Origin of the sequence: Fibrobacter sp. UWB16 (assembly GCF_900215325.1) — a bacterium.
In the GTDB taxonomy this organism is placed as follows: Bacteria; Fibrobacterota; Fibrobacteria; order Fibrobacterales; family Fibrobacteraceae; genus Fibrobacter.
Genome location: NZ_OCMS01000004.1, coordinates 143890 through 165738, shown reverse-complemented (window position 1 = coordinate 165738; position 21849 = coordinate 143890). Strand labels below are relative to the sequence as shown.

The 21849-nt window shown below is 49.9% G+C and carries 19 protein-coding genes and 1 tRNA gene; 13 read left to right on the top strand and 7 right to left on the bottom strand.

The window, feature by feature from the left end:
• Nucleotides 1-25 precede the first annotated feature (25 nt).
• The 3 genes from nhaA (at nt 26) to CRN95_RS12865 (ending at nt 2773) form a co-directional block, all read left to right on the top strand.
• Entirely contained in the window at nt 26-1312 is a 1287-nt protein-coding gene (gene nhaA, locus CRN95_RS12875; protein ID WP_235003042.1) for a Na+/H+ antiporter NhaA, read from the top strand.
• Nucleotides 1313-1400: 88 nt separating this feature from the next.
• Nucleotides 1401-1757, top strand: coding sequence for a GIY-YIG nuclease family protein (locus CRN95_RS12870; protein ID WP_235003041.1), 357 nt, complete (start codon nt 1401-1403; stop codon nt 1755-1757).
• Nucleotides 1758-1828: 71 nt separating this feature from the next.
• On the top strand, nt 1829-2773 hold the full coding sequence (locus tag CRN95_RS12865) for a hypothetical protein (protein ID WP_097021155.1): 945 nt from the start codon (nt 1829-1831) through the stop codon (nt 2771-2773).
• A 2-nt stretch (nt 2774-2775) separates the two neighbouring features.
• Here CRN95_RS12865 and CRN95_RS12860 read toward each other — a convergent pair whose 3' ends face one another.
• From CRN95_RS12860 to CRN95_RS12840, 5 genes are all read right to left on the bottom strand, one after another.
• Nucleotides 2776-3546: a sulfite exporter TauE/SafE family protein gene (locus CRN95_RS12860; protein WP_097021154.1), complete on the bottom strand. Its 771-nt coding sequence runs from the start codon at nt 3544-3546 to the stop codon at nt 2776-2778.
• Nucleotides 3543-4820, bottom strand: coding sequence for a hypothetical protein (locus CRN95_RS12855; RefSeq protein WP_097021153.1), 1278 nt, complete (start codon nt 4818-4820; stop codon nt 3543-3545). The genes CRN95_RS12860 and CRN95_RS12855 overlap by 4 nt, the downstream gene beginning before the upstream one ends.
• A gap of 102 nt (nt 4821-4922) precedes the next feature.
• Nucleotides 4923-5444 carry a hypothetical protein gene (locus tag CRN95_RS12850; RefSeq protein WP_097021152.1) on the bottom strand — a complete coding sequence of 174 codons (522 nt, stop codon included), beginning with the start codon at nt 5442-5444 and terminating at the stop codon, nt 4923-4925.
• Between the two features lie 23 nt (nt 5445-5467).
• Entirely contained in the window at nt 5468-6070 is a 603-nt protein-coding gene (locus tag CRN95_RS12845) for a hypothetical protein (protein ID WP_097021151.1), read from the bottom strand.
• Nucleotides 6071-6198: 128 nt separating this feature from the next.
• Complete coding sequence (locus CRN95_RS12840; protein ID WP_097021150.1) at nt 6199-9618, bottom strand: transglycosylase domain-containing protein; 3420 nt, start codon at nt 9616-9618, stop codon at nt 6199-6201.
• Nucleotides 9619-9795: 177 nt separating this feature from the next.
• Between CRN95_RS12840 and CRN95_RS12835 the strand changes: the two genes are divergently transcribed.
• Nucleotides 9796-9884: transfer RNA gene (locus CRN95_RS12835), tRNA-Ser, on the top strand.
• Nucleotides 9885-9965: 81 nt separating this feature from the next.
• Here the strand turns inward: CRN95_RS12835 and CRN95_RS12830 are convergent.
• Complete coding sequence (locus tag CRN95_RS12830) at nt 9966-11558, bottom strand: GGDEF domain-containing protein (RefSeq protein ID WP_159462318.1); 1593 nt, start codon at nt 11556-11558, stop codon at nt 9966-9968.
• Between the two features lie 225 nt (nt 11559-11783).
• On the opposite strand from CRN95_RS12830, the gene CRN95_RS12825 reads away from it, so the two are divergent.
• Nucleotides 11784-12131 (top strand): hypothetical protein, encoded by a 348-nt coding sequence (locus CRN95_RS12825; protein WP_097021148.1) that lies wholly within the window; start codon nt 11784-11786, stop codon nt 12129-12131.
• 276 nt (nt 12132-12407) lie between these two features.
• Here the strand turns inward: CRN95_RS12825 and CRN95_RS12820 are convergent, their stop codons facing one another.
• On the bottom strand, nt 12408-13586 hold the full coding sequence (locus tag CRN95_RS12820; RefSeq protein ID WP_097021147.1) for an FprA family A-type flavoprotein: 1179 nt from the start codon (nt 13584-13586) through the stop codon (nt 12408-12410).
• A 428-nt stretch (nt 13587-14014) separates the two neighbouring features.
• On the opposite strand from CRN95_RS12820, the gene CRN95_RS12815 reads away from it, so the two are divergent.
• From CRN95_RS12815 to rpoN, 8 genes are all read left to right on the top strand, one after another.
• Nucleotides 14015-15682: a thiamine pyrophosphate-dependent enzyme gene (locus CRN95_RS12815; protein ID WP_072829924.1), complete on the top strand. Its 1668-nt coding sequence runs from the start codon at nt 14015-14017 to the stop codon at nt 15680-15682.
• 18 nt (nt 15683-15700) lie between these two features.
• The gene (locus CRN95_RS12810) at nt 15701-16174 is read left to right on the top strand and encodes a 2-oxoacid:acceptor oxidoreductase family protein (protein ID WP_097021146.1); all 474 of its coding nucleotides are present in this window, start codon (nt 15701-15703) and stop codon (nt 16172-16174) included.
• Between the two features lie 419 nt (nt 16175-16593).
• Nucleotides 16594-16929, top strand: a complete 336-nt coding sequence (locus CRN95_RS12805; protein WP_097021145.1) for a type II toxin-antitoxin system RelE/ParE family toxin — start codon at nt 16594-16596, stop codon at nt 16927-16929.
• Nucleotides 16930-16931: 2 nt separating this feature from the next.
• Nucleotides 16932-17243, top strand: a complete 312-nt coding sequence (locus CRN95_RS12800) for a helix-turn-helix transcriptional regulator (RefSeq protein ID WP_088630107.1) — start codon at nt 16932-16934, stop codon at nt 17241-17243.
• A gap of 122 nt (nt 17244-17365) precedes the next feature.
• On the top strand, nt 17366-18070 hold the full coding sequence (lptC, locus tag CRN95_RS12795; RefSeq protein WP_235003040.1) for an LPS export ABC transporter periplasmic protein LptC: 705 nt from the start codon (nt 17366-17368) through the stop codon (nt 18068-18070).
• Nucleotides 18070-19413, top strand: a complete 1344-nt coding sequence (locus tag CRN95_RS12790; RefSeq protein WP_097021143.1) for a hypothetical protein — start codon at nt 18070-18072, stop codon at nt 19411-19413. The genes lptC and CRN95_RS12790 overlap by 1 nt, the downstream gene beginning before the upstream one ends.
• Before the next feature lie 5 nt (nt 19414-19418).
• On the top strand, nt 19419-20147 hold the full coding sequence (lptB, locus tag CRN95_RS12785; protein ID WP_014545959.1) for an LPS export ABC transporter ATP-binding protein: 729 nt from the start codon (nt 19419-19421) through the stop codon (nt 20145-20147).
• Nucleotides 20148-20155: 8 nt separating this feature from the next.
• The gene (gene rpoN, locus CRN95_RS12780; RefSeq protein ID WP_085491716.1) at nt 20156-21787 is read left to right on the top strand and encodes an RNA polymerase factor sigma-54; all 1632 of its coding nucleotides are present in this window, start codon (nt 20156-20158) and stop codon (nt 21785-21787) included.
• Nucleotides 21788-21849 lie beyond the last annotated feature (62 nt).

The window sequence follows — 21849 nt, the reverse complement described above, 5'->3', positions numbered from 1 at the left end:
AACAAGCAGCGATAAAATTGAAGATATGTTTCCGGAAACCCCGGTACGTAAGATTATCACCCCGATCGAGCGCCTGATGAAGGTGGAGACGACGGGCGGCATAGTGCTTATCATTATGACGCTTGCGGCTCTCATCTGGGCGAACCTGAGTCCGTCATCGTACGAGCACTTTTGGCATTTGCCGTTCGTGGTGACGATTGGCAGCTGGGTGGGCACTGGCGACTTGCACTGGTTCATCAACGATGCGCTGATGACGATATTCTTCTTCAATATCGGGCTTGAAGTCAAGGGCGAAATGACCTATGGCGAACTCCGCGATCCGAAGGCGGCGAGCCTCCCGATTATTGCGGCTGCTGGCGGTATGCTTTTCCCGGCGCTGATTTACTTGGCTCTTTGTCCTCCGGGTACGTCACATGGCTGGGGAATCCCGACGGCGACGGATATCGCGTTTGTGGTGGGCTGCATGGCGATTTTGGGCAAGAAGGTGCCGCATGCGCTCCGCGTGATGATTTTGACTTTGGCCATTGCGGACGATATCGGTGCAATCCTCGTGATTGCGATTGGCTACCCGAGCGGCGACGGCATCAACTTTAGCGCTCTTGGAATGGCTTTTGTGCTCCTCGCCTTGTTTAACGTGTTCTTCCGCATCGGTGTCCGCAACATGCTGCTGCTCCATTTCACGGGTATTGCCGTGTGGGCGTTCTTTGTCAAGTCCGGGGTGCATCCGACGATTGCGGGCGTGCTCCTTGGCCTTTCCGTGCCTGCGAAAGCCGTGGTGGCGAAAGGCATGGTCGCAAGCTTCACGAACAGTGTTGGAAACGTGCTCTCTGGCGAGACGAAGGACCGCAACGAACAGTATGAAGTCTTTACGATGCTCAAGCGCGGGGCAAGCGAAAGCGTCTCCTTGCAGGAACGCTTGTACAAGATGCTTGTGCCTTGGGTGAACTTTGGCATCATGCCGATTTTTGCGCTTGCAAATGCCGGTGTCGAAATCAAGCTCGGTGGCCTTGACGTGCCTGTGCTTGGTGCTGTGGCTCTCGCTCTCATCTTCGGTAAGCCGATTGGTATTTTCCTCTTCAGCCTCCTCTCTGTGAAGATTGGCGTTTCCAAGAAGCCGAGCTACTCCTGGAAGGTCCTTTGGGGTGGTGGCATGCTTGCCGGTATCGGATTTACGATGGCTCTCTTTGTCACTGGCCTTGCTTTTGAGGACGGTGCGAACAAGGACTCTGCAAAGCTTGGCATCCTCCTCGGAAGCTTTAGTGCTGCCATCCTCGGTACCATCTACATGAGCATTGTGTCTAAGAAAGAATAGTTGGTGGAGTTTAGAACTTAGGAATGTCATGCCGGCCGCAGCCTGTGCTGAGCGTAGTCGAAGCATGCCGGCATCTCCATATACGGTAATGACCAAAGCTCACTTTGTCTACATGCTCCGTTGCAAGGGTGACCGCATTTACACGGGCTATGCCGTGGATGTCGATGCCCGCTATGAGGAACATTGCAGTGGGCGTGGCGCGAGGTTTACCAAAGCGTTCCCGCCGGAATGCATTTTACGCACATTTGAACTCGAAACTCGCGAAGAAGCGCTCCGCCTGGAAGCGCGTATTAAAAAGCTTAAACGCCCGCAAAAGGAACTCCTTGCTGCGGGTGATTCTGCATTAGAAGGCGAATTGCGATCGGGTCTTGGTGAACGCCTAAAGCCAAAAAAGAAATGCCGGAAACAGAAATCGAAAATTCGCAAAGCAAAAACCGACGCTTAAGTGCTAATGCGTTTGGTGTTGCCGATGAATGCTATTGTTTTAAACGGCTAATGAATGTACATTATTTATGTATGATATCTATCGAAGACGCCAAAAATCAGGAAGACCTCTTCCAAATAAAGTCCGCCATCATGAGCAAGAAGCTCGAAGAGATTGGTGGTCGAAAAGGCGTGATGGAAATTTTGAGTTTGTCCCTGGATGCGTACAAGAATAAGGATTACGAAAAGTCTCTCAAAATTCTTGAACCGCTAATGCGGGTGCTTAAAGAACATCCATTTGTGACTAGCGATGATGTCCGCTATGTCGCTATTTCGGACGAAATGGAATGGGTGCTTTATCAGCATTTTTACCAGAATCCGTCGCAACAGGTAAAGAACGTCAGCGTCGTCTGCCCGATGGACTGGATCTATCGCCAGTATGCGCTCGCCGCTTTAGATTTAGGCGATTATTCTACGGCGTTGAAAGGCGTGACCGAAGCCGTCCAGTGGAACCCGACCTCTGCAAAATGCAGAATCTTGTATGCGATGCTCTGCAGTGCTGAAGGTCATTGGGAGAACTTGCTCAAAGAAATTGTTTCTGCCATGAAGTACACGTATCGTTCTAGCGATATGATCCATTGCTTCCGCTTTTTGAAAGATTATTTTATGTACAAAAAGATGTATGATGTGGCTGTATATTGCAGCTTTTTACGCTCGCGCTTTTCGTCTTCTGAAAATGTAATGCTTGAAATCGTGGGCGATATGGTCATGCTCCTTAAACGCACGAATTTTGACTACAGCAGTATAAACGATGACGATATGATTGCTGCTTGTAAAAAGTATGGGTTTATGCCCAACTTTAATCCAGAAGTAATTGCAGTAGCTCAAGACAGTTACGAAGACGCCTTCCTTGCAAAAGATACTGGAAGGGCTGCTTATTTCGCACAGATTATGGAAGACCTCAAGACGGAACAAGAAAAAAGAGATGCCGTCAATCTACGGCAACTCTTCGAAAGTCACAGAAATCCGGTGAGCTAGGCTTATTTCATCACCAAGTCCACCACGAGCGCGATTGCCATGCCGATACTGCAAATGCTGATAAATCGCTGGATGAACTTGTTGCCTTTTTTTCGCTGCGTGAAGCTGCCGAGGTAGCCGCCGAGCCAGGCGCCTGCGGCCATGATAATCGCTATTGGCCAGTCAATTTTCCCTGCGATGCCGAGTGCCACTGTGCTTACGATCAGGAACACGTTCGTAAGTGCATTCTTGACGGCGTTCACGTGAATTGGGTCAAGACCGGTGTAACGCGTGAGTCCAAATATTTGCACGAACCCAACGCCCACCTGCACAATGCATCCATAGACAGCGATGGCGAAAAATCCGATGGCGCCTTTGACGGTGAGTTTCTCGGGCGGATTCTCGGGAGGCTTTCCGAGAATGTCCTTTCGCAAGTTGCTCATGATGACCACAAGGCATATCACGACGGCGAGAATCGCCTGAAATAGTTTATCGCCAATGCGCACCAAAAAGCAAGCGCCGACGAGTGCGCCAAAAAATGTCGGCAACAAGAGCTGCAAGAAAATTTTCTTGTTCAAATAGCCATGACGTGCGAGATTAAAAGCACTGCTGAAATTCCCGATGATGAGCCCGATGCGGTTTGTGCCGTTGGCGACGGTCGCGGGGAGCCCGAGGAAAATCATGATGGGGAGGCTAAGCGTAGATCCGCCGCCTGCGATGCTGTTGATGAGACTTACGACTGCACCCAAAATAAAGAACGCCGGGTACTGGGCGTAATTCCACCAGTCTGTCACTTGGCGAGTTCCTTTTCAATAAACTTTCTGTTGCTTTCGACTTTTTCGCGCTGCGTTGTTTCCGGGAATTCCGCAAGGCATTTGTCGAGTGGTGCGATGGCGTCGTTCAGCAATTTCTTTTTCTTTTCTTCGTCCGTTTGCTTCAAGGACTTGGCAAAAATCTGCGATGTTGTTTTGCGCTGTTTGTTGCAGTAGGCATCGGCAAGAGCGATGTACTTTTCGTTTGCTTCTTTGCGGAGCTTGCTCGTCTTGAGTTTGTTCAGCAAATCCTTGGCCTTGTCAAACTTTTCGTTTGCAATAAGCGTGTCGGCCTTGGCGAGTGCTGCGGCAGGGTCCTGCTTTTCCCACATTTTGGCGGTCTCGGAATCGGTAGCCTTTTCGAGTTCGTCAACGTGATTCAAGAATGCTTGCACATGGAGCGTATCTTCGAAATCGCGGTAGCGGATGCGGAAAGTTTCGGTCTGCTTGCGGGCTTCGGCGAATTGCGCCTTTTCATCGGCGAGAATCTTAATTTCGTCAAATTCTTTCGAAGCTTTCTTGAGTGTGTTCGTATAAGCGATTTTCTTCTGGTCTTTAGCCCAGTTCGCGAGCGAGTCACCCGGAGCGAGCTGAGCAATCAAACTGTCAGCCGTTTCGGCGACCATGCTGTACGAGGCTTGCACGCGGTTCATGTTCTGAATCTGGAGTGCCATCGATTCAAATTCTTTTGCCTTTTCTTCACGGCGTTTGCCGAAAGCTTCGCGGAGCGTATCCGAATGCGCTTGCCATTTTTCCCACATCGGAGCCATTGTCGAGAAGCTGTTCAAGATGACGGAGGCGGAGTCTGTTTGGCCTGCGCGGCTGAGCGTGTCGGCGTAGCTAAAGACGTAATTGGCGAGTGCCGGGAATGCCTTGTACGGGTCCATCGTCGTTTCGAGTGTGCAATGCGAAAAATGCGTCTTGTCGCATGGCGGCAACATCATCAAGACCGTATCGATTCGAGTTTGTACGAGAATGGTCGGCGTCTGTTCCGGAGTCAGAATCTGGTCGGGCGTTGAGAGCTTGAACTGGTCGAGAATCTGCGAAGCGCTATCGCCGGTGACGACCTGCATCTCGGAATACTTGCCGGTCTGCGTTTCTGTTGTTTGAACGGTGTCTTGCCCTAAAATAATCGGCGAGGTGCTAACACGGGTTGCATCTGGGGCGGGGCATTGATTTCTTCCGTTAATGCATGCCGTGAGCGAAAATGCTGCGGCGATTGTTGCCATCTGGACAAAAACAGTCTTTTTTGACATGAAGCATCTCCGAAAAAAATATCCTTATGTAAAAGATAATAAATTAGGATAATCGCGTCGGCGAATGGTTTGATTATGCCTTGGTCAAAAAACTTTAATCCACTAGAAAAGTATAGTTGCGTTTATGCCTGCACCGGCATTCGCTAAATCTATAGAGGGAACAAGTTTTATTTGTGTGGAATTCCTTTTTGTTTTGTATCGTTCTGCGGCTTCTTTGTATTCGTCACGTTTTTCTGCATGTTTTTTGTGCGTGTGGTATCGTCTGATATTGTATAATAGAATGGGAAGTCCCGCTCCAAGTACATGGAGTCCAGCAAAAATGGCAATGGCTCCTCCAACTCCCTTGAATCCGCTATCGCCAGCTTGAGGGATCCCTGCAAAAACAAAAATTGTCCCAAGGACAGTTAGGGGAGCGCTTATGGCTATACCAATAGAATTAGGGATGTAGCTTGCGTCTTTTCCGTATTCTCTGCTTAAATCTTCATAAAATTCGACGCTGTCGATTTCGGTGCTTGTATTCAACGGAATGCTGGAATCGGCTGAACTATGTTGATTGTCCATGGCGAATGCACTGCAAAATGAACATACGAATAAAATTATGAAAATGATTTTTTTATTAAACATAGCAGTTGCTCCTTGTTGAAAAATTAAAAACGTAAAAGTGCATTGAAACCGATGCTGCCCATTAGGTTTACAGAAGGTGTGATTACTAATTGGGTTGAATTATGTCTTGATTTGTAATACTGTAGTTTTTGTTGGATTTCATCACAGTAAATGGCATTATTTCTATGGCTTTCGTATTTGTTGAAATTGTATATAAAAATGGGGATGCCGATAAGAGAAAGTGTGGCGCCTATAATGTAAGAAAAACCGACTTTAAGCCCACTTCCAAAGTCTTGTATTGTGTTTGTTGTGGATTCTTGAAATTCACAAGTTTTTTTTGAGGCGCTTGTTGTTTCACCATTGCAATTGATAGATTTTTTTTCTGGTGTGTCCGTTGCTGCGGAAATAATGAAAACCGTTCCTAAGACGGTAAGGGTTCCTCCGACAGCCATTCCTATAATGTTAGGTTTGTAATTTGCATTGGCGTTTGCTTGTGCGTATAAATTTTCGTAAATTGCAACGCTGTCAATTTGAGTGTCAGGATTGTTTTTGTTCGCTCCTGTTTCGTACCATGGAGGTACGGGTTGTGCAAAAGTATTGCAAAAAAGGGCGAAAAATGCAAAAAAGATAATTTTACAATAGGCCATAGCGATTCCCCTTTTTTCAAAAATATACACTGTTGAGAGTATTGATACTTTTTTTGAAAAAATAATACTTCAAAAAAGAATAAGCCCATTGGATTCAATGGGCTTATATCAAAGGAATCGTTTATGCGTTATTCAGCATCGGCTTCGATGGGCACGAATGCATTTTTGCTGCTGAAGTTTTCGGGCAAATCCCAGTCGTCATCCTTGGGCATGGCGGCCTGCGGTTTTGGCGGCTGAACTGGCGTGAACGTCTGCTGCGGATCAAGTGGAATCTGCTTTGCGGCTTCCTTTGCCTTCTTGATGGAATCTGCCTTCATGACTTCTGAAACTGGCCTTGCATCAGCAGGGATGACTTGCTGCGGCTTCGGCGCGCTTGTGATTGGCGCTGTCCCAGCTTGCGCTGTTGCATTTTGTGCGGTCTCGGCCGGCGTCGTAGCGCTTGCTTGCGTTTGCGGTGCGGCCGTTGGCGTTGCGTTCTCGGCGCCTGCTGCACCCGGCTGTGCGTTACTCGGTGTTGTCTGCGGCATCGGCAAGCTCACGACAATTCCAGATTTTGCAATTGTTTCGGCGGCTATCTTCTGTACTTGCGGCGGTGTGAATCCTGGCACATCGAGCCACGGGAGCGGGCGGCCTTTTTCGCCGTTCACCAAAGCTTCGCCGGTCATCGGGTCCACCGTGAGTTCTCCACGTTCGTTTGTCAGCATCAGCGGCACTTCGCCCGTGGCGATCATCGAAATGTCGAGGAAGTCGATTTGCTTCGGAATGCCGAGAATGTCGATTTCTTCCTTCGCAAACGAAGCCCATTGCGGCAAACCACCCGAGGCGCCTGCAATACGCGTGCGTCCCGATTTCAAAGGCTTGTTGTCGTCAAAGCCCACATAGCTACCAATGGCAATCACGGAATCCAGTGCGATGCCGTTCTTTTCCTTGACGTACGTCGGGAGCGCTCCAAGGAACGCCACGTTGCGGTAATCGTTTGTTGTACCCGTCTTACCCATTACCGGATAGCGGAGCTTCGATGCGCCTTCTGGATTCTTGACGCTCAGTGCGGTGAGCTGGCTATGTGCCGTACCGTTTGTAAACACGGAGCGCAGCATCACGCCCATCTGCGTTGTCACGGTATCGTCAAGCACCGTCATCGATTCCATCTTGTTCCTGAAAATCGTACGGCCGTCGCGGTTCTTGATTTCCTTGATAAAGCAGGCTTCGGTCCAGTTGGCGTCCTTGCATTTGAAAATCTTGCCTGTGAGGAGCGTCTGGTAGGCGGTCGTGATTTCGGCAAGCGTAATGTCGTTCACGCCGAGCGGCATACTGAACACTTTCTGCAATTTCTGGTGGATGCCGATTTCGTTGGCAAAGCGGGCGTAGTCGGCCATCGCAAGCGCACGGCGGTAATCCGGCCAGTAACGCAGATGAGCCATGTCAAAGTAATCTGCATCGCTATCGACCGGTTCAATCATGGCGTTCAAACGTTTAAAGTCGGCAAGCGTAAAGTTTTCGATCAGCTGTACGGAATCGAGCGGCAAGAGCTTTGTCGATTCATCCGGGTCGAGCTCCTGGATTTCGCGGGCACGCCAGATTTCAGAGTAACGCTTAAAGTTGTGGTTTACGTACTTCGTAATTTTCGGGTCGCGCTTCGCTTGTTTCAAACCGATGTCCGTAAACGTGCCGTAGCGCAAGTTCTGCACGGCGCGGGCCTGCAATACCTTGCCGTCGTTCATATAACGTTCCACGAGCGCATCGCGTGCCTTCGTGAATTCGATTTCGCGCTTGACGTCTTCCTTCATCATGAGGCCGAACTTGTCGCGCAAGCGTTCCACGAACTTGATGCGTTCTTCGTCCGGGTTGCGTGCAAATCCGTTTTCGCGAGCGACGTCTTCGAATTCCTTGTCTGAGAGCTTGTCCATGAGGTGTTCCAAAAGCCAAATACTTGCAATGTTTTCGGAACGCGTAGCGGCCCATGCAATGCTGACAACGTCACCCTTGTTTTTGTGGTCTGGGCGCGGGAAGTAGAACTGGTTCCCGTACTGGAAAGCGTTGAATTCGTTTTCAAGATTGTCGAGGTAGTTCCAGTGGTACTTGAGGGCGAGAGCGTAAAGAATCGGCTTCCAGCTAGAACCGAGTTGGCGGAGCGCCTTGAAGCTACGGTCAAATCCTGTGTTGTGGAACCCGCCTTGGCTTGCGAGCACCTTGCCGTTCTGGATGGCGACGAGTGCGCCTTGCAGCACCGGTTCTGTTTCAATTTTGCACTGTGCGTAACCGTCAATCGGGGTTTCGTCGATGATGCTCACGAGGAGAATGGCGCCCGGCTTGAGCTGGGTCGCGAGAATCTTGTTCACATCGCCACCGGCGAGCTTGGCAAAGTCGTTTACGGACTGCTCCGTGACAATGCCCTTGAGCTGTCCGAAGTTCAACTTGAGCGATTGCAGTCTGCCGGTTGTATCGTAGAAAACGCTATCCACGGCGCCGTAGAGGTAATCGCCCTTGCGAGCGGTGCGGGCGCGGTTTGCAAATTGCGCCTTCGGGAGCACAAAGCCACCGAGCTGTAATTGCAAGTTGCTGATGTTTGTCTGCAATGCGCGTTTGGCGGCGTCCTGCGACTTGGCGTTCAAAGTTGTCGTGATTTCGAGCTGAGCCTTGCGCCAGTCTTCGATGCCTTCCTTTTGGAAAAGTTCGTGGAAAAAGTCGCTGTCGAGGCGTTCTTCCAAGCGTTCGAGCGTCGTGCTCATTGTGAAGCGGAAGTTGCCGTGGTTGAATTCCAAAGGCTTTGCGGTGGCTGCATCCATGTCGGCCTGTTCGATGTAGCCTTCTTCGACCATGCGTCCGAGTACGTAGCGGAGTCGCGTCTCGCCGCGTTCGATTGCCTTTTGCCTGCGTTCTTCGGTGCGCTGGATGAACGGGTCGTAGTTGAACGGTCCCTTCACCGAGCCTGCGATGAATGCGCATTCGGCAAGCGTCAGGTCCTTGAGTTCCTTGTTAAAGAAGTACTGGGCGGCGATAGCCACACCCTTGCCCGTACCCGAAACGTGGAACTGATTCAGGTAAAATTCCAGGATGTCTTCCTTGGTAAAATGCTTCTCCATGCGGAGCGCGTTCAAAAATTCCTTGAGTTTTTCCTTGACGCTACGCTCTTCGCGACCAAAAATGTTCTTGACCGCTTGCTGCGTGAGTGAGGATCCGCCCTGGCTGACACGCCCTGATTTGATGTTATTGACCATGGCGCGCATGAAACCCTTGAGGTCATAACCGTTGTGGGTCCAGTAACGGGAGTCTTCGGCTGCGATAAGGGCGTTGATCAAGTTGACCGGAATATCGCCGTAGGGTACGTACACGCGGTGGTTCGCGTCAAAGAATGCTCCGAGCAGGTTTTCGCCGTCTTCATAGAAGACGCGGGTTTCGCCGGAGAGCACCTGCAAAATATTGGCGCGGTTGAATTGGTTGTCCGGGTCGCGTTCGGGGAGGATCTTGAACACGACGATGTAAAAAGGGATGTAGCAAATCAAGGCTACAAGGAAGATGGCGACGATGATTTTGACAAACTTGTTCATGTTTCCGTAAATTATTGACTATTAACGACTTACAAGATATAAAAGTTTTGAAGGGGTGGCCTGCCTGGGAGCCCGTAATATGTAAAAAATAGGCCTATTTTTGTGGAAAATCAATGAATTTGGCTGTTACCCCTTGAAATTTTGCTGAAATTTTGTTAAAATTAGTGTCCCCAAGATGGGAAGATGGCCGAGTTGGCCGAAGGCGCGTCCCTGCTAAGGACGTATAGGACTAAATCCTATCGCGAGTTCGAATCTCGCTCTTCCCGCTGAAAAGCCCCGAGTCGAAAGACCCGGGGTTTTTTTGTGTCTTCTCTCCGCGGAGGCGGAGAGCTCCCTGCACAAATCCGTTAATTCTTAAACTTCCCTTTATTTATATACATGAACGTGTCGGCTCTCTTGAGCACGTCCTTAACGCATTCGTCAATTTTGCTGCTGTAATCCGCCATGCCTGCCGCAAACGAAATGCTCTCCTTCGGGGCGTCTGGCTTGCGGTTCACGGATGATTTCAGCTTTTCAAAAAGTTCTGCGCGTTTTTCGTACTGTTCGCCGAAAAGGATGATGACAAATTCATCACCGCCGATGCGGAAAACCGGGCTGTGCTTGAAAATATCGCAGAAAACCTTGCTGCAGTTCTTGAGATATTCATCGCCCATGTCGTGCCCGAACGTATCGTTGATAACCTTCAGGTCGTTGACGTCGCATTCTACAAGCGCAAATTTTATTTTGTCCTTGGCGTTGATTTCGTTGTCAATCAGTTCGCATTTTGCCTTGAACGCGGCGGCGCTCCCGACTCCTGTGAGCGGGTCTTTGTTCGCAATGAGCTTTGTATGCTGGAGATCCTTTCTCAAGCGTTGTGCGGTTTCTTCTAGACGATGTTCCTCTTCGACGTTGATAATGCCGATAATGAACCCCTGGGCGTTGCTTTTGTCGCTTGCGATTTTCAGGCGGTAATGCTCAATCTGTCCGTTGATGCTTGCGAGGAATGGGATGGTATAATAGGGGGCACTCTGTAAAAGTTCGATGCACTTGTCAATTGTCGATTTTTCGATAAATTCGCTAAATTCGTTGGGGACGTAAATGCGCTTCATAAAGTTGTCGAAATCCTTGGGGTTGGTGGAATTGCGACCTTCCCACAGGAGCGGGGTGAACTTTTCGCTGATCTGGTAGAACTTGGCTTGGTTCTTGGGAATATTGACGTACACGACCACGTCGTAGTCCGAAGAAAGCCCTGCGATGATGACCGCCTTTTGCGACAAGTCCCTGTTGCGGCTAATTTTCGAGATGAAAAACGCGTAGATGGTGCAGCAGCCGAGCATGGATCCGATGGAATCACACGGAGAAAATGGAAATCCCCTTTGCAGAAAACCGCACAGGACCGGTGCCGAAATAAACAGGAACCCTGCGGCATAGTGTTTGCGGGCGCTTGTCTTTTTTGCGCTCGCTGTTTTGTAAACCAGAAAAATTGCAATGACGAAGAATGTGAAATATTGGCTGTAATATAGCAGGTTTCTCCCGTTCATGACGATGTAGGTGCCCTCGTCGCTGATGCCGAAAAGAAAACTTGACCTGAAATTCATCAAAAGAAGGATTAGCTGGAATATGACTAGCGCTAGGGACAATATCTTGGCGGGAATAGCCTTTTCGCGCTCGATGTTGATGAAATTCAATATGTAGTTGAGCCAGATAAAGGCCATGACAGCGGCTGCCGCATGGAAAAACGAGGATGACAGGAAAAGCAGGAAGTTGTTCTTGATAGCTCCGCAGCCGAAAATCCCCCAGATACCGTCCTGGAGGCAAAATACAATCACCCAGTTGGCAAGGTACAAGAAATCCTTGTCTGTTTTTTCGCTTTTGTCCAATACGATTCTAAACTGATTCTTGAAAATCAGCAAGACGAACGCACAGGTAAAAGCTAGCACGGAATAAAGAGGATCAACCATATACACCTTGAAGTATTTTAAATTAATATAAGATTTTTGTACCATTTTTGCAAGCTTTAACCTTTGTCACCCCGGCCTCCGTGCCGGGGTCGGCATATGTCATCCTCGACCAACGAGAGGGAACCCATAATTTCTCGTAAAAAAGGCATTTTTCTAAAAAAAACTTGACTTTCCCGTTTTTTTAATGGATATTATTAGGTGGATTTGATTACAAGGAGTTTGACTATGAAGACGAATAGCTTTTTAGTCGGTGCCATTCTCGGTGCCGCAGCGACTGTTGCCATTACAAAGAAGTTTTTTAAATGCTGTTCTTGCAACGAAAACGAAGCCTGTGATAATCCGGTTATCAAGGATGCCGACGATGCCGTCGAAAAGCTCCGCAATTCCGTGGACAGCCTCCGCAAGGAATTGAATAGCCGCATTGAATCCGAACAGACCTACGCTGCCAAGTGCGAAGATCTCAAGGACCAGGTCGCCAAGCAAAACGCAGAAATAAACAACCTTAAAAATGTCTGCGAAATGCAGGACAGCCGCAACAAGAAACTCGAAGAGGAACTCGCCAGCAAGAAGTAACTGGTGAACGCTCCTCGCGCTTGTCACCCCGGATTCCATTCCGGGGTCACCTTTTTTTAGTGTCATTCCGGCCAGAGCCTGTGCTGAGCGGAGTCGAAGTAAGCCGGAATCTCCATACTTGTCATCCTGAAACCCGTTTTCACCTCGTCATCCTGAAACCCGTAAGGGTTGAAGGATCCAGTGACATTTTCTAAACGAAAAAGTCGGCGTCCGCCGACTTTTTTTGCATGGATTCTGTCATGCCCTGCTTCGACAGGGCATCTCCTTTATCGTCTACTACGCTTTCCCCAAATCCTTCGCGAATTCTACGGCAAGTTCTTCAAGCTTTGCGGCAGAAGTCTCGTCAAGGGCGGACTTGAGCGTGACTGTCGTTTCGCAGAATGTCACGTTCTTGAGCGTGTCAAGAATCTCGTGCATTTTCTTTGCGGCCATGGGTGCCCATGTGCCGTTTTCGACAATGCCGACTTTGCGGTTGCAGTAGTTTTTCGCCTTGATGTGCGTGAGGAACTTTTCGGCAGCGGGGAAGAGCCCGGCATCAAGCGTTGTTGCGCATACGGCGAGATGGCTGTAACGGAATGCCTGTGCGACCGTCTCCGAAGAGTACGTGCGTGCCAAATCCATAATCGTTACATCAACGCCTTTTTCACGGAGCGATTCGGCGAGCCTCTTCGCGGCTTCTGCCGTGTGGCCGTAAACGCCTGCGTAGGCGACGAACACGCCCTGCGTTTCAGGTGCGTAGCTACTCCAGGTGTTGTACTTGTCAATGTAGAAACTTAAATTGTCTGTAAGAACCGGACCGTGCAACGGACAAATCGTCTTGACTTCGATGCCCGCGAGCTTCTTCAACACACCCTGCACCTGCAAACCGTATTTCCCGACGATGTTGATGTAGTAGCGTCTTGCTTCGCTCACCCAGTCTTCGCCGAGCTTGCTAGAAAGTCCGAATGTACCGAATGCGTCTGCGGAGAACAGAATCTTTTCGGATTCGTCATAACTGAGCAAGACTTCGGGCCAGTGGACCATCGGGGCTGCGATGAACTTTAGCGAGTGCTTGCCGAGCGAAAGCGTGTCGCCATCCTTGAGCGTGAGCGTCTTTGTGCCTTCCGGAAGCTTGACGAACTGCGGAATGAATGCAAGCGCCTTTGCGGATGCGGCGATGGTTGCGTCCGGGTACTTCTTGATAAATTCAAGAAAGCCGCCGGCGTGGTCGGGTTCCAAATGGTGGACAATTAGGTAGTCAGGCGTTTTGCCCTGCAACGCATTTTCAACATTTGTCAACCATTCACTTACTTTGTGTGCGTCTACGGAATCCGTGACCGCAATCTTCTCATCAAAAATCACGTAGGAATTGTACGAAACTCCGTCAGGAACTTTGTACTGCCCTTCAAACAAATCAATCTCGCGGTCATCCACCCCAACGAACTTAATGCTTTCGCTAAAATTTGAAACAATCATTTTTCTACCTCTTATTTTTAATTTCACTCATCGCGTCATTCTGAACGGAGTGAAGAATAGAGTGCGAGGCACACAAAGCAGGGCTGCTTGCAGACCTATTTTTGTGCCGAAGCCTCGGACGGCGTAGCCGTCAATCCAGTAAAGTCTTGTAATCGCTAACGAGAAATAACTGGATGGGGCTAAGCCCCTACTCTTTGGCTCGGTTATAAAAATGAGTTCACTCATTTTTGCAACGCTCGCCTTCTGAGTAGTCTTCGCTTTGCTCAGGATGACATCAATTGTTGTTAAGCAAATTGAATCATTTAATATATAACAAAAAATTACTTCTTGTTTTTGCGTTTCTTGAAGTCCGTGCCAAGGATGCACAAAATAGTTTTTTTCTATATTGCAGTTCGTTTAAAAAACGATTAAAACAAAAAAGGAATATCATGCCAGCTTTTGATCCAAATGCGAAAAAGATGCTGATTTCGGGCAACGAAGCCATTTCCCTTTCCATGCGTCATTGCAATGTGCAACTTGCCGCAGGTTATCCGGGAACTCCGTCCACCGAAATCTTGGAAGATTACTCTGAACTGGGTGGCTATGCCCAGTGGGCTCCGAACGAAAAGGTCGCTGCCGAAGTCGCTCTCGGTGCCGCTTTTGGTCACGCTCGCAGTGTTGTCACCATGAAGATGGTTGGCTTGAATGTGGCAAGTGATGTTCTCTATACTGCAACTTACACGGGTGTCGATGGCGGCATGGTGTGGATTGTTGCCGATGACCCGGGTCAGGGCAGCTCCCAGAACGAACAGGATACGCGTAACCACGCGAAGGCATCCGTTTGCCCGATGTTCGAACCGTCCAACTCCCAGGAAGCCTACGATTTCTTCCGCATCGCCATGCAGACGAGCGAAAAATTCAAGATTCCTGTCATCCTCCGCATGACCACCCGCGTGGACCATTCCAAGTCCATCGTCGTGCCGAAGGAAGAACTCCCGGCAATGGTGCCGAACTTCGAACGCAATATCGCCCAGCACGTGATGGTGCCGGGATTCTCGAAACCGGCTGGCCGTCGCCTCCGCGCCAAGATGGACGAAATGGAAGCTTGGAACGTTGCCGAAGGCCCGAACAAGGTCGAAATGCGCAGCGCCGATTTCGGTATCATCGTGAGCGGCATCAGCTACCACCACGTCCGCGAAGCCGCCCCGGAAGCAAGCATCCTCAAGCTCGGTATGACATACCCGCTGCCGATGCAGCTCATCAAGGATTTCGCGAAGAAGTTCGAAGGCAAGCGCCTCATGGTCATCGAAGAAAACGACCCGTGGCTTGCTGAAAACATCAAGGCCGCTGGCATCCAGTGCGAAAGCAAGTTTGACCCGATTTTCCGCTTTGGTGAACTCGACGTGAACCGCGTCCGCCGCATTATCGCTGGCGACAAGAACCCGGATCCGGTTCCGGTCAAGGGTAAGCCGCCTATGCTCTGCCCGGGCTGCCCGCACCGCAGCTCCTTCGCAGTTCTCAAGGAACTCGACTGCATCGTTTCCGGTGACATCGGCTGCTATACGCTGGCCGCCCTCCCGCCGATTAGCGCCATGGACTACATGATTGACATGGGTGCCGCAATCGGTATGGGTATCGGTCTCCGTAACGTGCTTCCGCGCGAACAGGCAAAGCGCGTTGTCTCCGTGATTGGCGACTCTACGTTTGTTCACAGCGGCATCACCGGCCTTGTGGAAGCGGGCTACAACCGCCCGGAAACTGGCCATGTCGTCATCATTCTCGACAATAGCATCACCGCTATGACCGGTCAGCAGGAACACCCGGGTACGGGCCGTCACCTCGACCACTCTCCGGCATATAAGATTGACTACAAGGAAGTCGCAAAGGTCGCCGGTTTCGACAACGTCTACGAAGTGAACCAGGTCAAGGAACCGGAAGAATTCAAGCGTCTCGTGAAGGAATCCCTCGAAAAGGACGAACTCACGCTTATCGTTGCTAAGAGCCCCTGCATTCTCGCCCTCAAGAGCATCCTTGCCTGGGACAAGGCAAACAAGGAAAAGGCCGAAAAGGCTTTGGCCGAAGCAGAAGCCGCTGCCAAGAAGAACAATAACTTTTAATAGAGAGGTTGAATAATTATGAGCGTAATTAACGTTAAATTTGCAGGCCTCGGTGGCACAGGTGTTATCAAGGCTAGTGACGTGATGGCCGAACTTGTTTTCGAACAAGGTTACGACGTGAAGAAAGCCGAAGTCCATGGCATGAGCCAGCGCGGCGGTTCCATCGCTTCTGACGTGCGTTTTGCAAAAGATGAAGAAGTGCAGTCCCCGATGATCCCGTGCGGCGAAGCCGACTACCTCGTCGTCTTTGACGAAACTCAGGTTGTCGTGAACGAAGCTTACATGAAGCAGGGTGGCGTGCTCCTCACGCCGGCTGACATCGATGTTTCCAAGCTCGAAAACGTGAAGGCTTTGAACGTCGCCATGCTCGGCAAGCTTTCCAAGCACTTCGACTTCACCGTGGACCAGTGGCTCGTCGCTTTGAACAAGCTCTTTGCCGAAAAGTTCCACGAAGGCAACAAGAAGGCATTCATGCTCGGCCGCGAAGGCTAATCGCTTACTGTCATCCCGCACTTGTTGCGGGATTGCCTTTACAATGTCACCCCGGCCACTGTGCCGGGGTCGCCTTTTTTATAGCGTCATCTTGACCTTCGCACCTTCGTCATCCTGACGCCGCTTTCACTCGTCATCCTGAACGAAGTGAAGGATCCAGTAACATTTCAAAAGGACTGCCCCCGCGCAGTCCTTTTTTCTGTATTCTATCTTGAATGTACAAAAGTTATAAGACGATTTTTTGGGGGGCGGAAAAGCTGATTAATCAGTGATTTAATCGATTAATCACTTTTTTATTTGAGAAAAATTGACGATTTTTAATCAAAATCGCCGATTCTTGTTTTGGCATAAATTTTGCAAATGCATAATGTCCCATTAATTTTAAACTATTGACATTATGTCAAATCTGATATATATTTATGAGTACGAAACATAAACCTTTAGTTTGGTTGCACGAACTGCCGAAAACTCCACCTTTGTCACAGAAAGCGAGGATAGAAATTGGATATTTGTTGCGATTGTTGCAATCGGGGGTGAATCTGTCTTTGCCACAAAGTCGTCCGATGCAGTCAATTGGAGTTCATTGTCACGAGTTGCGAATTCAAGACGAAAATAAAATTTGGAGGTTGTTTTATCGTGTAGATGCGGATGCAATTGTTGTGATTTTGTGGACTGAAAAGAAAACGAATAAAACTCCTGATGAGGTGATAAGCCTTTGTCAAAAGCGTTTGAAATTTTATGATATGGAGAATTAAATATGGATCAAGCGAAAAAAGAAAGATTGCAGAAGAAGGGCTGGGTCGTTGGCGATGTGGATGAATTCCTCGACTTGAATCCAGCCGAAATGGCTATTGTTGAGATGAAAGTTGCTTTGGCAAAAGCTCTCATTGCTAAAAGGAAAAAACTTGGTGAAACGCAAGTGTCCGCTGCGGTTATTGCAAAAACAAGTCAATCTCGTTATGCAAAAGTGGAACATGCGGATGCGAGTGTATCGCTTGAGTTGATGATTAAGTTGTTTTTTGCTTTGGGGGCAACTAAGAAAGAGCTGCTCAAAACTCTTTCAGCGTGATAATCTCCTTCTCCCCAAGAAATACGCCCAAATTCCCTCAAATTTCCGAGAAAACCTTAAATAACGTGCTTTTATATTTGTAATTTGTGTTTGTGGCACAATTTTTGCAGAACATTCAAAATATGCTTACACCGGCTTCTCGCTTGTGGGGCGTTTTCGCGTGTGCCGTTCTAGCTGCATTTTTGCTCGGTTGCGAAGAAATCGAGGAACCCAAGCCTTGGATTCGCGTCGAGCGCCCGCAGATGCTCTTTACGGATACGACGCTTCTCGACAGCTACGACAAGGGCGTGCTGAACTGGCGTCTGAAAACCGCTTATCTGGAACGCTGGGCCGACAAGGAAATTGTAACGGTGCGTCCGGTGTTCGTGGACATTTACGATTCCATCGGCGAACGCGTGGCGTTCTTGCGTGCGGACTCCGGCAGTCTCGACATGACGTTCACTTACGTTTACGCTTACGGTCACGTTTATGCGCTGACTCCCAAGGGCGCCTCGGTCCGTGCGGATTCGCTCCTCTGGAACAAGAAGGATAATTTGGTCAGAACCGCAAGCTATGTGCGCGTTGTGTCCGAAGATGGCGACGTGTTGCAAGGCGTTGGTTTTGAAAGCGATGCGCAGTTCGATAACTGGAAAATCCTTTCTAACGTGACGGGTATTTTCCAAGATGCGGCAAAGCGCATGAAGGATGAAGACAAACGACAGGCTGAGGCAGAACGTCTGAGCAATCCGCCGTCATCGTCATCGCAGGCGTCAAAGCCCGCATCGTCACCGTCTAGAAAGGCTCCGCCACGCGGTCTCCCGCCTAAGCCAAAGGCAGGGAAACCGTGATGAATTTCCGCGCATTCCTCTTCGTCGCCGCGACCTTCCTTGCCTCTACTCTCGCTTTTGCGCAGTCCTCGCCGCTCATCATGTACCACGCCGACAACCTCGATGTGTCGCGCAAGCGCGGAACTCTCCTCTTGACCGGCAACGTTCACTTTGTTCACGACAGCGTTGCTTTTAGGACGCAGCGCGCCTCCTGGAACCGCAATACCGAAACGGTTGAATGTGGTGGCGGGTTCCTCTTCACGCACCCGTCCGGATTCGTGCGCGCAAGGAACGGCTCTTATCAAAGAAAAAGCGAAATTGCGATTGCCTCCGGCGAAGTGAGTGCAGGCGATTCCGCAGGCAGTTACCTCATGACCGGTCAGTACCTCAAGTACGACCGCAAAGAAGACATCGTTTCAATTCCGATGTCGCCGAGACTTTATCAGTACGAAAAGCAGAAAAATGGTACGATTGATACCGTAACGATTTCTTCGCGCTCCCTCATTTTCGACAAGAAGAACAGCTTTGCACAAGCTTATCAAGATGTGAAGCTCACGCAGAAAGATCTCGTAGTCACTTGCGATACGGGTTACTTTAATCGCAAAGACAACTGGCTCAGCATGAAGGGCCATCCGACTTGCGATATGAAAAATTACCACCTCACGGGCGATTCCATTTTCCTCGTGCTCGATGAAACGGGCAAGATGCTCAAGTCCGCACTCGTGATCCGCAATGCTCATGGCGTCCAGAACGAAGCCCCGAAGCGCGGCAATCCCGGCAACGTGACCGAAGCCTTCGGTGACACGCTCTACTGCGAATTCAAGAAGGGGAAAATTGAACGTCTTTACGTGAACGTGAATGCCAAGGGCTTTTTCTACGAAACGGACTTGCAGGATTATCGCAATTTGATGGACGGTGACCGCCTCGATTTGTATTTTAAAAAGGGCCGCATGGATCGCGCAATTGTTTCGGGCAAGGCTCAGAGCACATACTTCTACGTGAAAAAGGATAGGACTGTCTCTGGCAAGAACGAAGCGACGGGCGACACGATTCACATCTTGTTCGACGCCCAGAAGAACGCCGTGAAGTCGCTCAAGCTCTTGGGCCGCAAGACGAACGCCAGTGGGCGATTTATCGACTTGGAAAAGGCGAACCGCGTCAAGGAAAACGCCAAGAAGGATTCGCTCGCAAGGCTTGATTCTCTTGCTGCAAAAGAAAAAAGTTCAAAGAAGAATTTGACTAAAAGCGATTCGACGACGATAAAGAAATCAGCGAACGACAAAAAGTTGAGAGGTCTTTTCAACCGCCGGAAAGAAAAAGGAAAGCCGACGGATGAAACTGCGAAAACGGAGGAAGCACAGTGAAAAATTTGGTTAGCACGATACGCACCGACAAGCTGCGCAAGATTTATGGTCACCGCCAGGTGGTGAGCGATGTCTCCATTCAAGTTTCGCAGGGCGAAATCGTCGGGCTCCTCGGCCCGAACGGTGCCGGCAAGACGACCACGTTCTACATGATTGTGGGCATGGTCCGCCCGGATGCAGGTCACATCTTTTTGGACGATATCGAGATGACGGACAAGCCGATGTACAAGCGCGCCCGCCTCGGCGTGGGTTACCTTCCGCAAGAAGCGTCCATCTTCCGCAAGCTCTCCGTTGAAGACAACATCATGGCGATTCTCGAAACGCAAGACATGAAGCGTGCCGAGCGCAAAAAGAAGTTGGAACAGCTCCTCGAAGAATTCAAGATTACGCACATCCGCAAGACGAAATCCATGAGCTGTTCCGGTGGCGAACGCCGCCGTCTGGAAATTGCACGTGCGCTTGCAAGCGACCCCTCATTCCTTTTGCTCGACGAACCGTTTGCGGGTATTGACCCGATTGCCGTGGCCGACATCCAGTCCATTATTTCGGAACTCAAGGACCGCGGCATGGGTGTGCTCATCACGGACCACAACGTGCGCGAAACGCTTTCGATTACGGACCGCGCTTACATCATGTACAAGAGCCAGGTGCTCACGGAAGGTTCTTCGCAACACTTGGCCGAAGATCCGGAAGCACGTCGTATTTATCTTGGTGATTCTTTCCGCTTGGATTAGGAGTTTTTATGAATCTTGGAATGCAGGCAAATATCGGACAGACGCAGGAGCAAACACTATCTCCTGCGCTTCTCCAGTCTGTGAAGATGCTTCAGAAAACTTCGCAGGAACTGGAAACCGCCATCAAGGAAGAAGTCGAAGTCAATCCGCTCTTGGAAGTGGACGATGGCGACTTTGACGATCAGGAAGTTCCCGTCGACAAGGACCCGGAAGAACTCGATCCGCGTGCAGATTCGGATGAATTCCCTGATGATATCGAGGACATGGCTCGCGGTTCTTTGGACGATACCGCCGATGTCGATAGCAGTTACCTCGACGGCGAATCTTCGGATGTGAACTGGGATAGCTATTTGGGCGATGGCACATCGTACGATGACGCTCCCTTTAACGATTTGAATTCTGGCGGGAAGGACCCGGACGAAGATTGGGACCGCCCGATCAAGGACGTGGGCAAGAGCTTGCAGGAACAGCTCGAAGACCAGCTCCGACTTTGGAACGGCACCCGTGAATTGCAGGAACAGCTTCAAGAAAACGGCGTGACTGAAGAACATTTTCGCAAGCTGGTCCAGTACCTCATCAACTCCATTAACGACGATGGATTCCTTTGCGATGCAAACCGCGACAATGAATCCGAAGCGATGGTTGTCCAGTCGGATGACAAGTACATTGACGAGATTGAACGCGTGCTCCGTGGGGAACTCAAGCTCGAAGACGCAAGCCTCCCGGTGCGCGAAGCTGTTCACGTTTTGCAGTCCTTCAAGCCGAGCGGCATTGGTGCCCGCGACCAGCGTGAATGCTTCTTGATCCAGGCGTACGCAATCCCGAATTTCCCGAGCCTTGCCATCCGCATTCTCGAAGAAGAATACGAGAATCTTTTGCAGCTCCGCTATGCAAAAATTGCAAAGGCGTTGAACGTTTCCGCCGACGAAGTCAAGACGGCTGTCGCAAGCCTCTCGCGTTTGCGCCCGCATCCGGGCTTCCAGCTTTCGCATTCGTATTCGCACATTATCAATGCGGATTTGAAGGTTGTCGAAAAGAAGGGCAATTACGAAGTCGTCTGCTTTAAGACCAAGATGCAGAAGTCACTCCGCATCAACCAGACGTACAAGGCAATTCTCACGGATCCGTCAGCGTCCAAGCAGGATAAGGAATACGTGAAGGCGCAGCTTGCGAAGGCGACGGATCTCATCAAGGCGGTCGATAACCGCTTCTCGACGATTGAACTTGTGATGCGTGCGATTGTCAAGCGCCAGCGCGGATTCTTTGAAAACGGCCCCGCATTCCTCAAGCCGATGATCCTCCAGGATGTGGCTGACGATGTCCATTTGGCGGTGAGCACGGTGCAGCGCGCGACCGACCAGAAGTACGTGGAAACGCCTTATGGCATGTACGAACTTAAACAATTCTTTACGTCTGGTGTGAAGCAGGGCACAGCCCCGGATGCCGAAGAAGTGGGTTCTGCGCAGATTATCGATGCCATCAAGACGCTTATTGACGAAGAAGACAAGTCATCTCCGCTTTCCGATCAGGACATCAGCGACGAGCTTTTGAAGCAGGGAATCAAGGTGGCTCGCCGTACAGTCGCCAAATACCGCGAAAAGGAGCTCAAGATTTTGCCTAAGAACCAAAGAAAACGCTAAAAATGTGTATTTTCGGCGGTTCGCTATAGTAAATATTCCAAGATGGAACGTTTTTTTTTGCA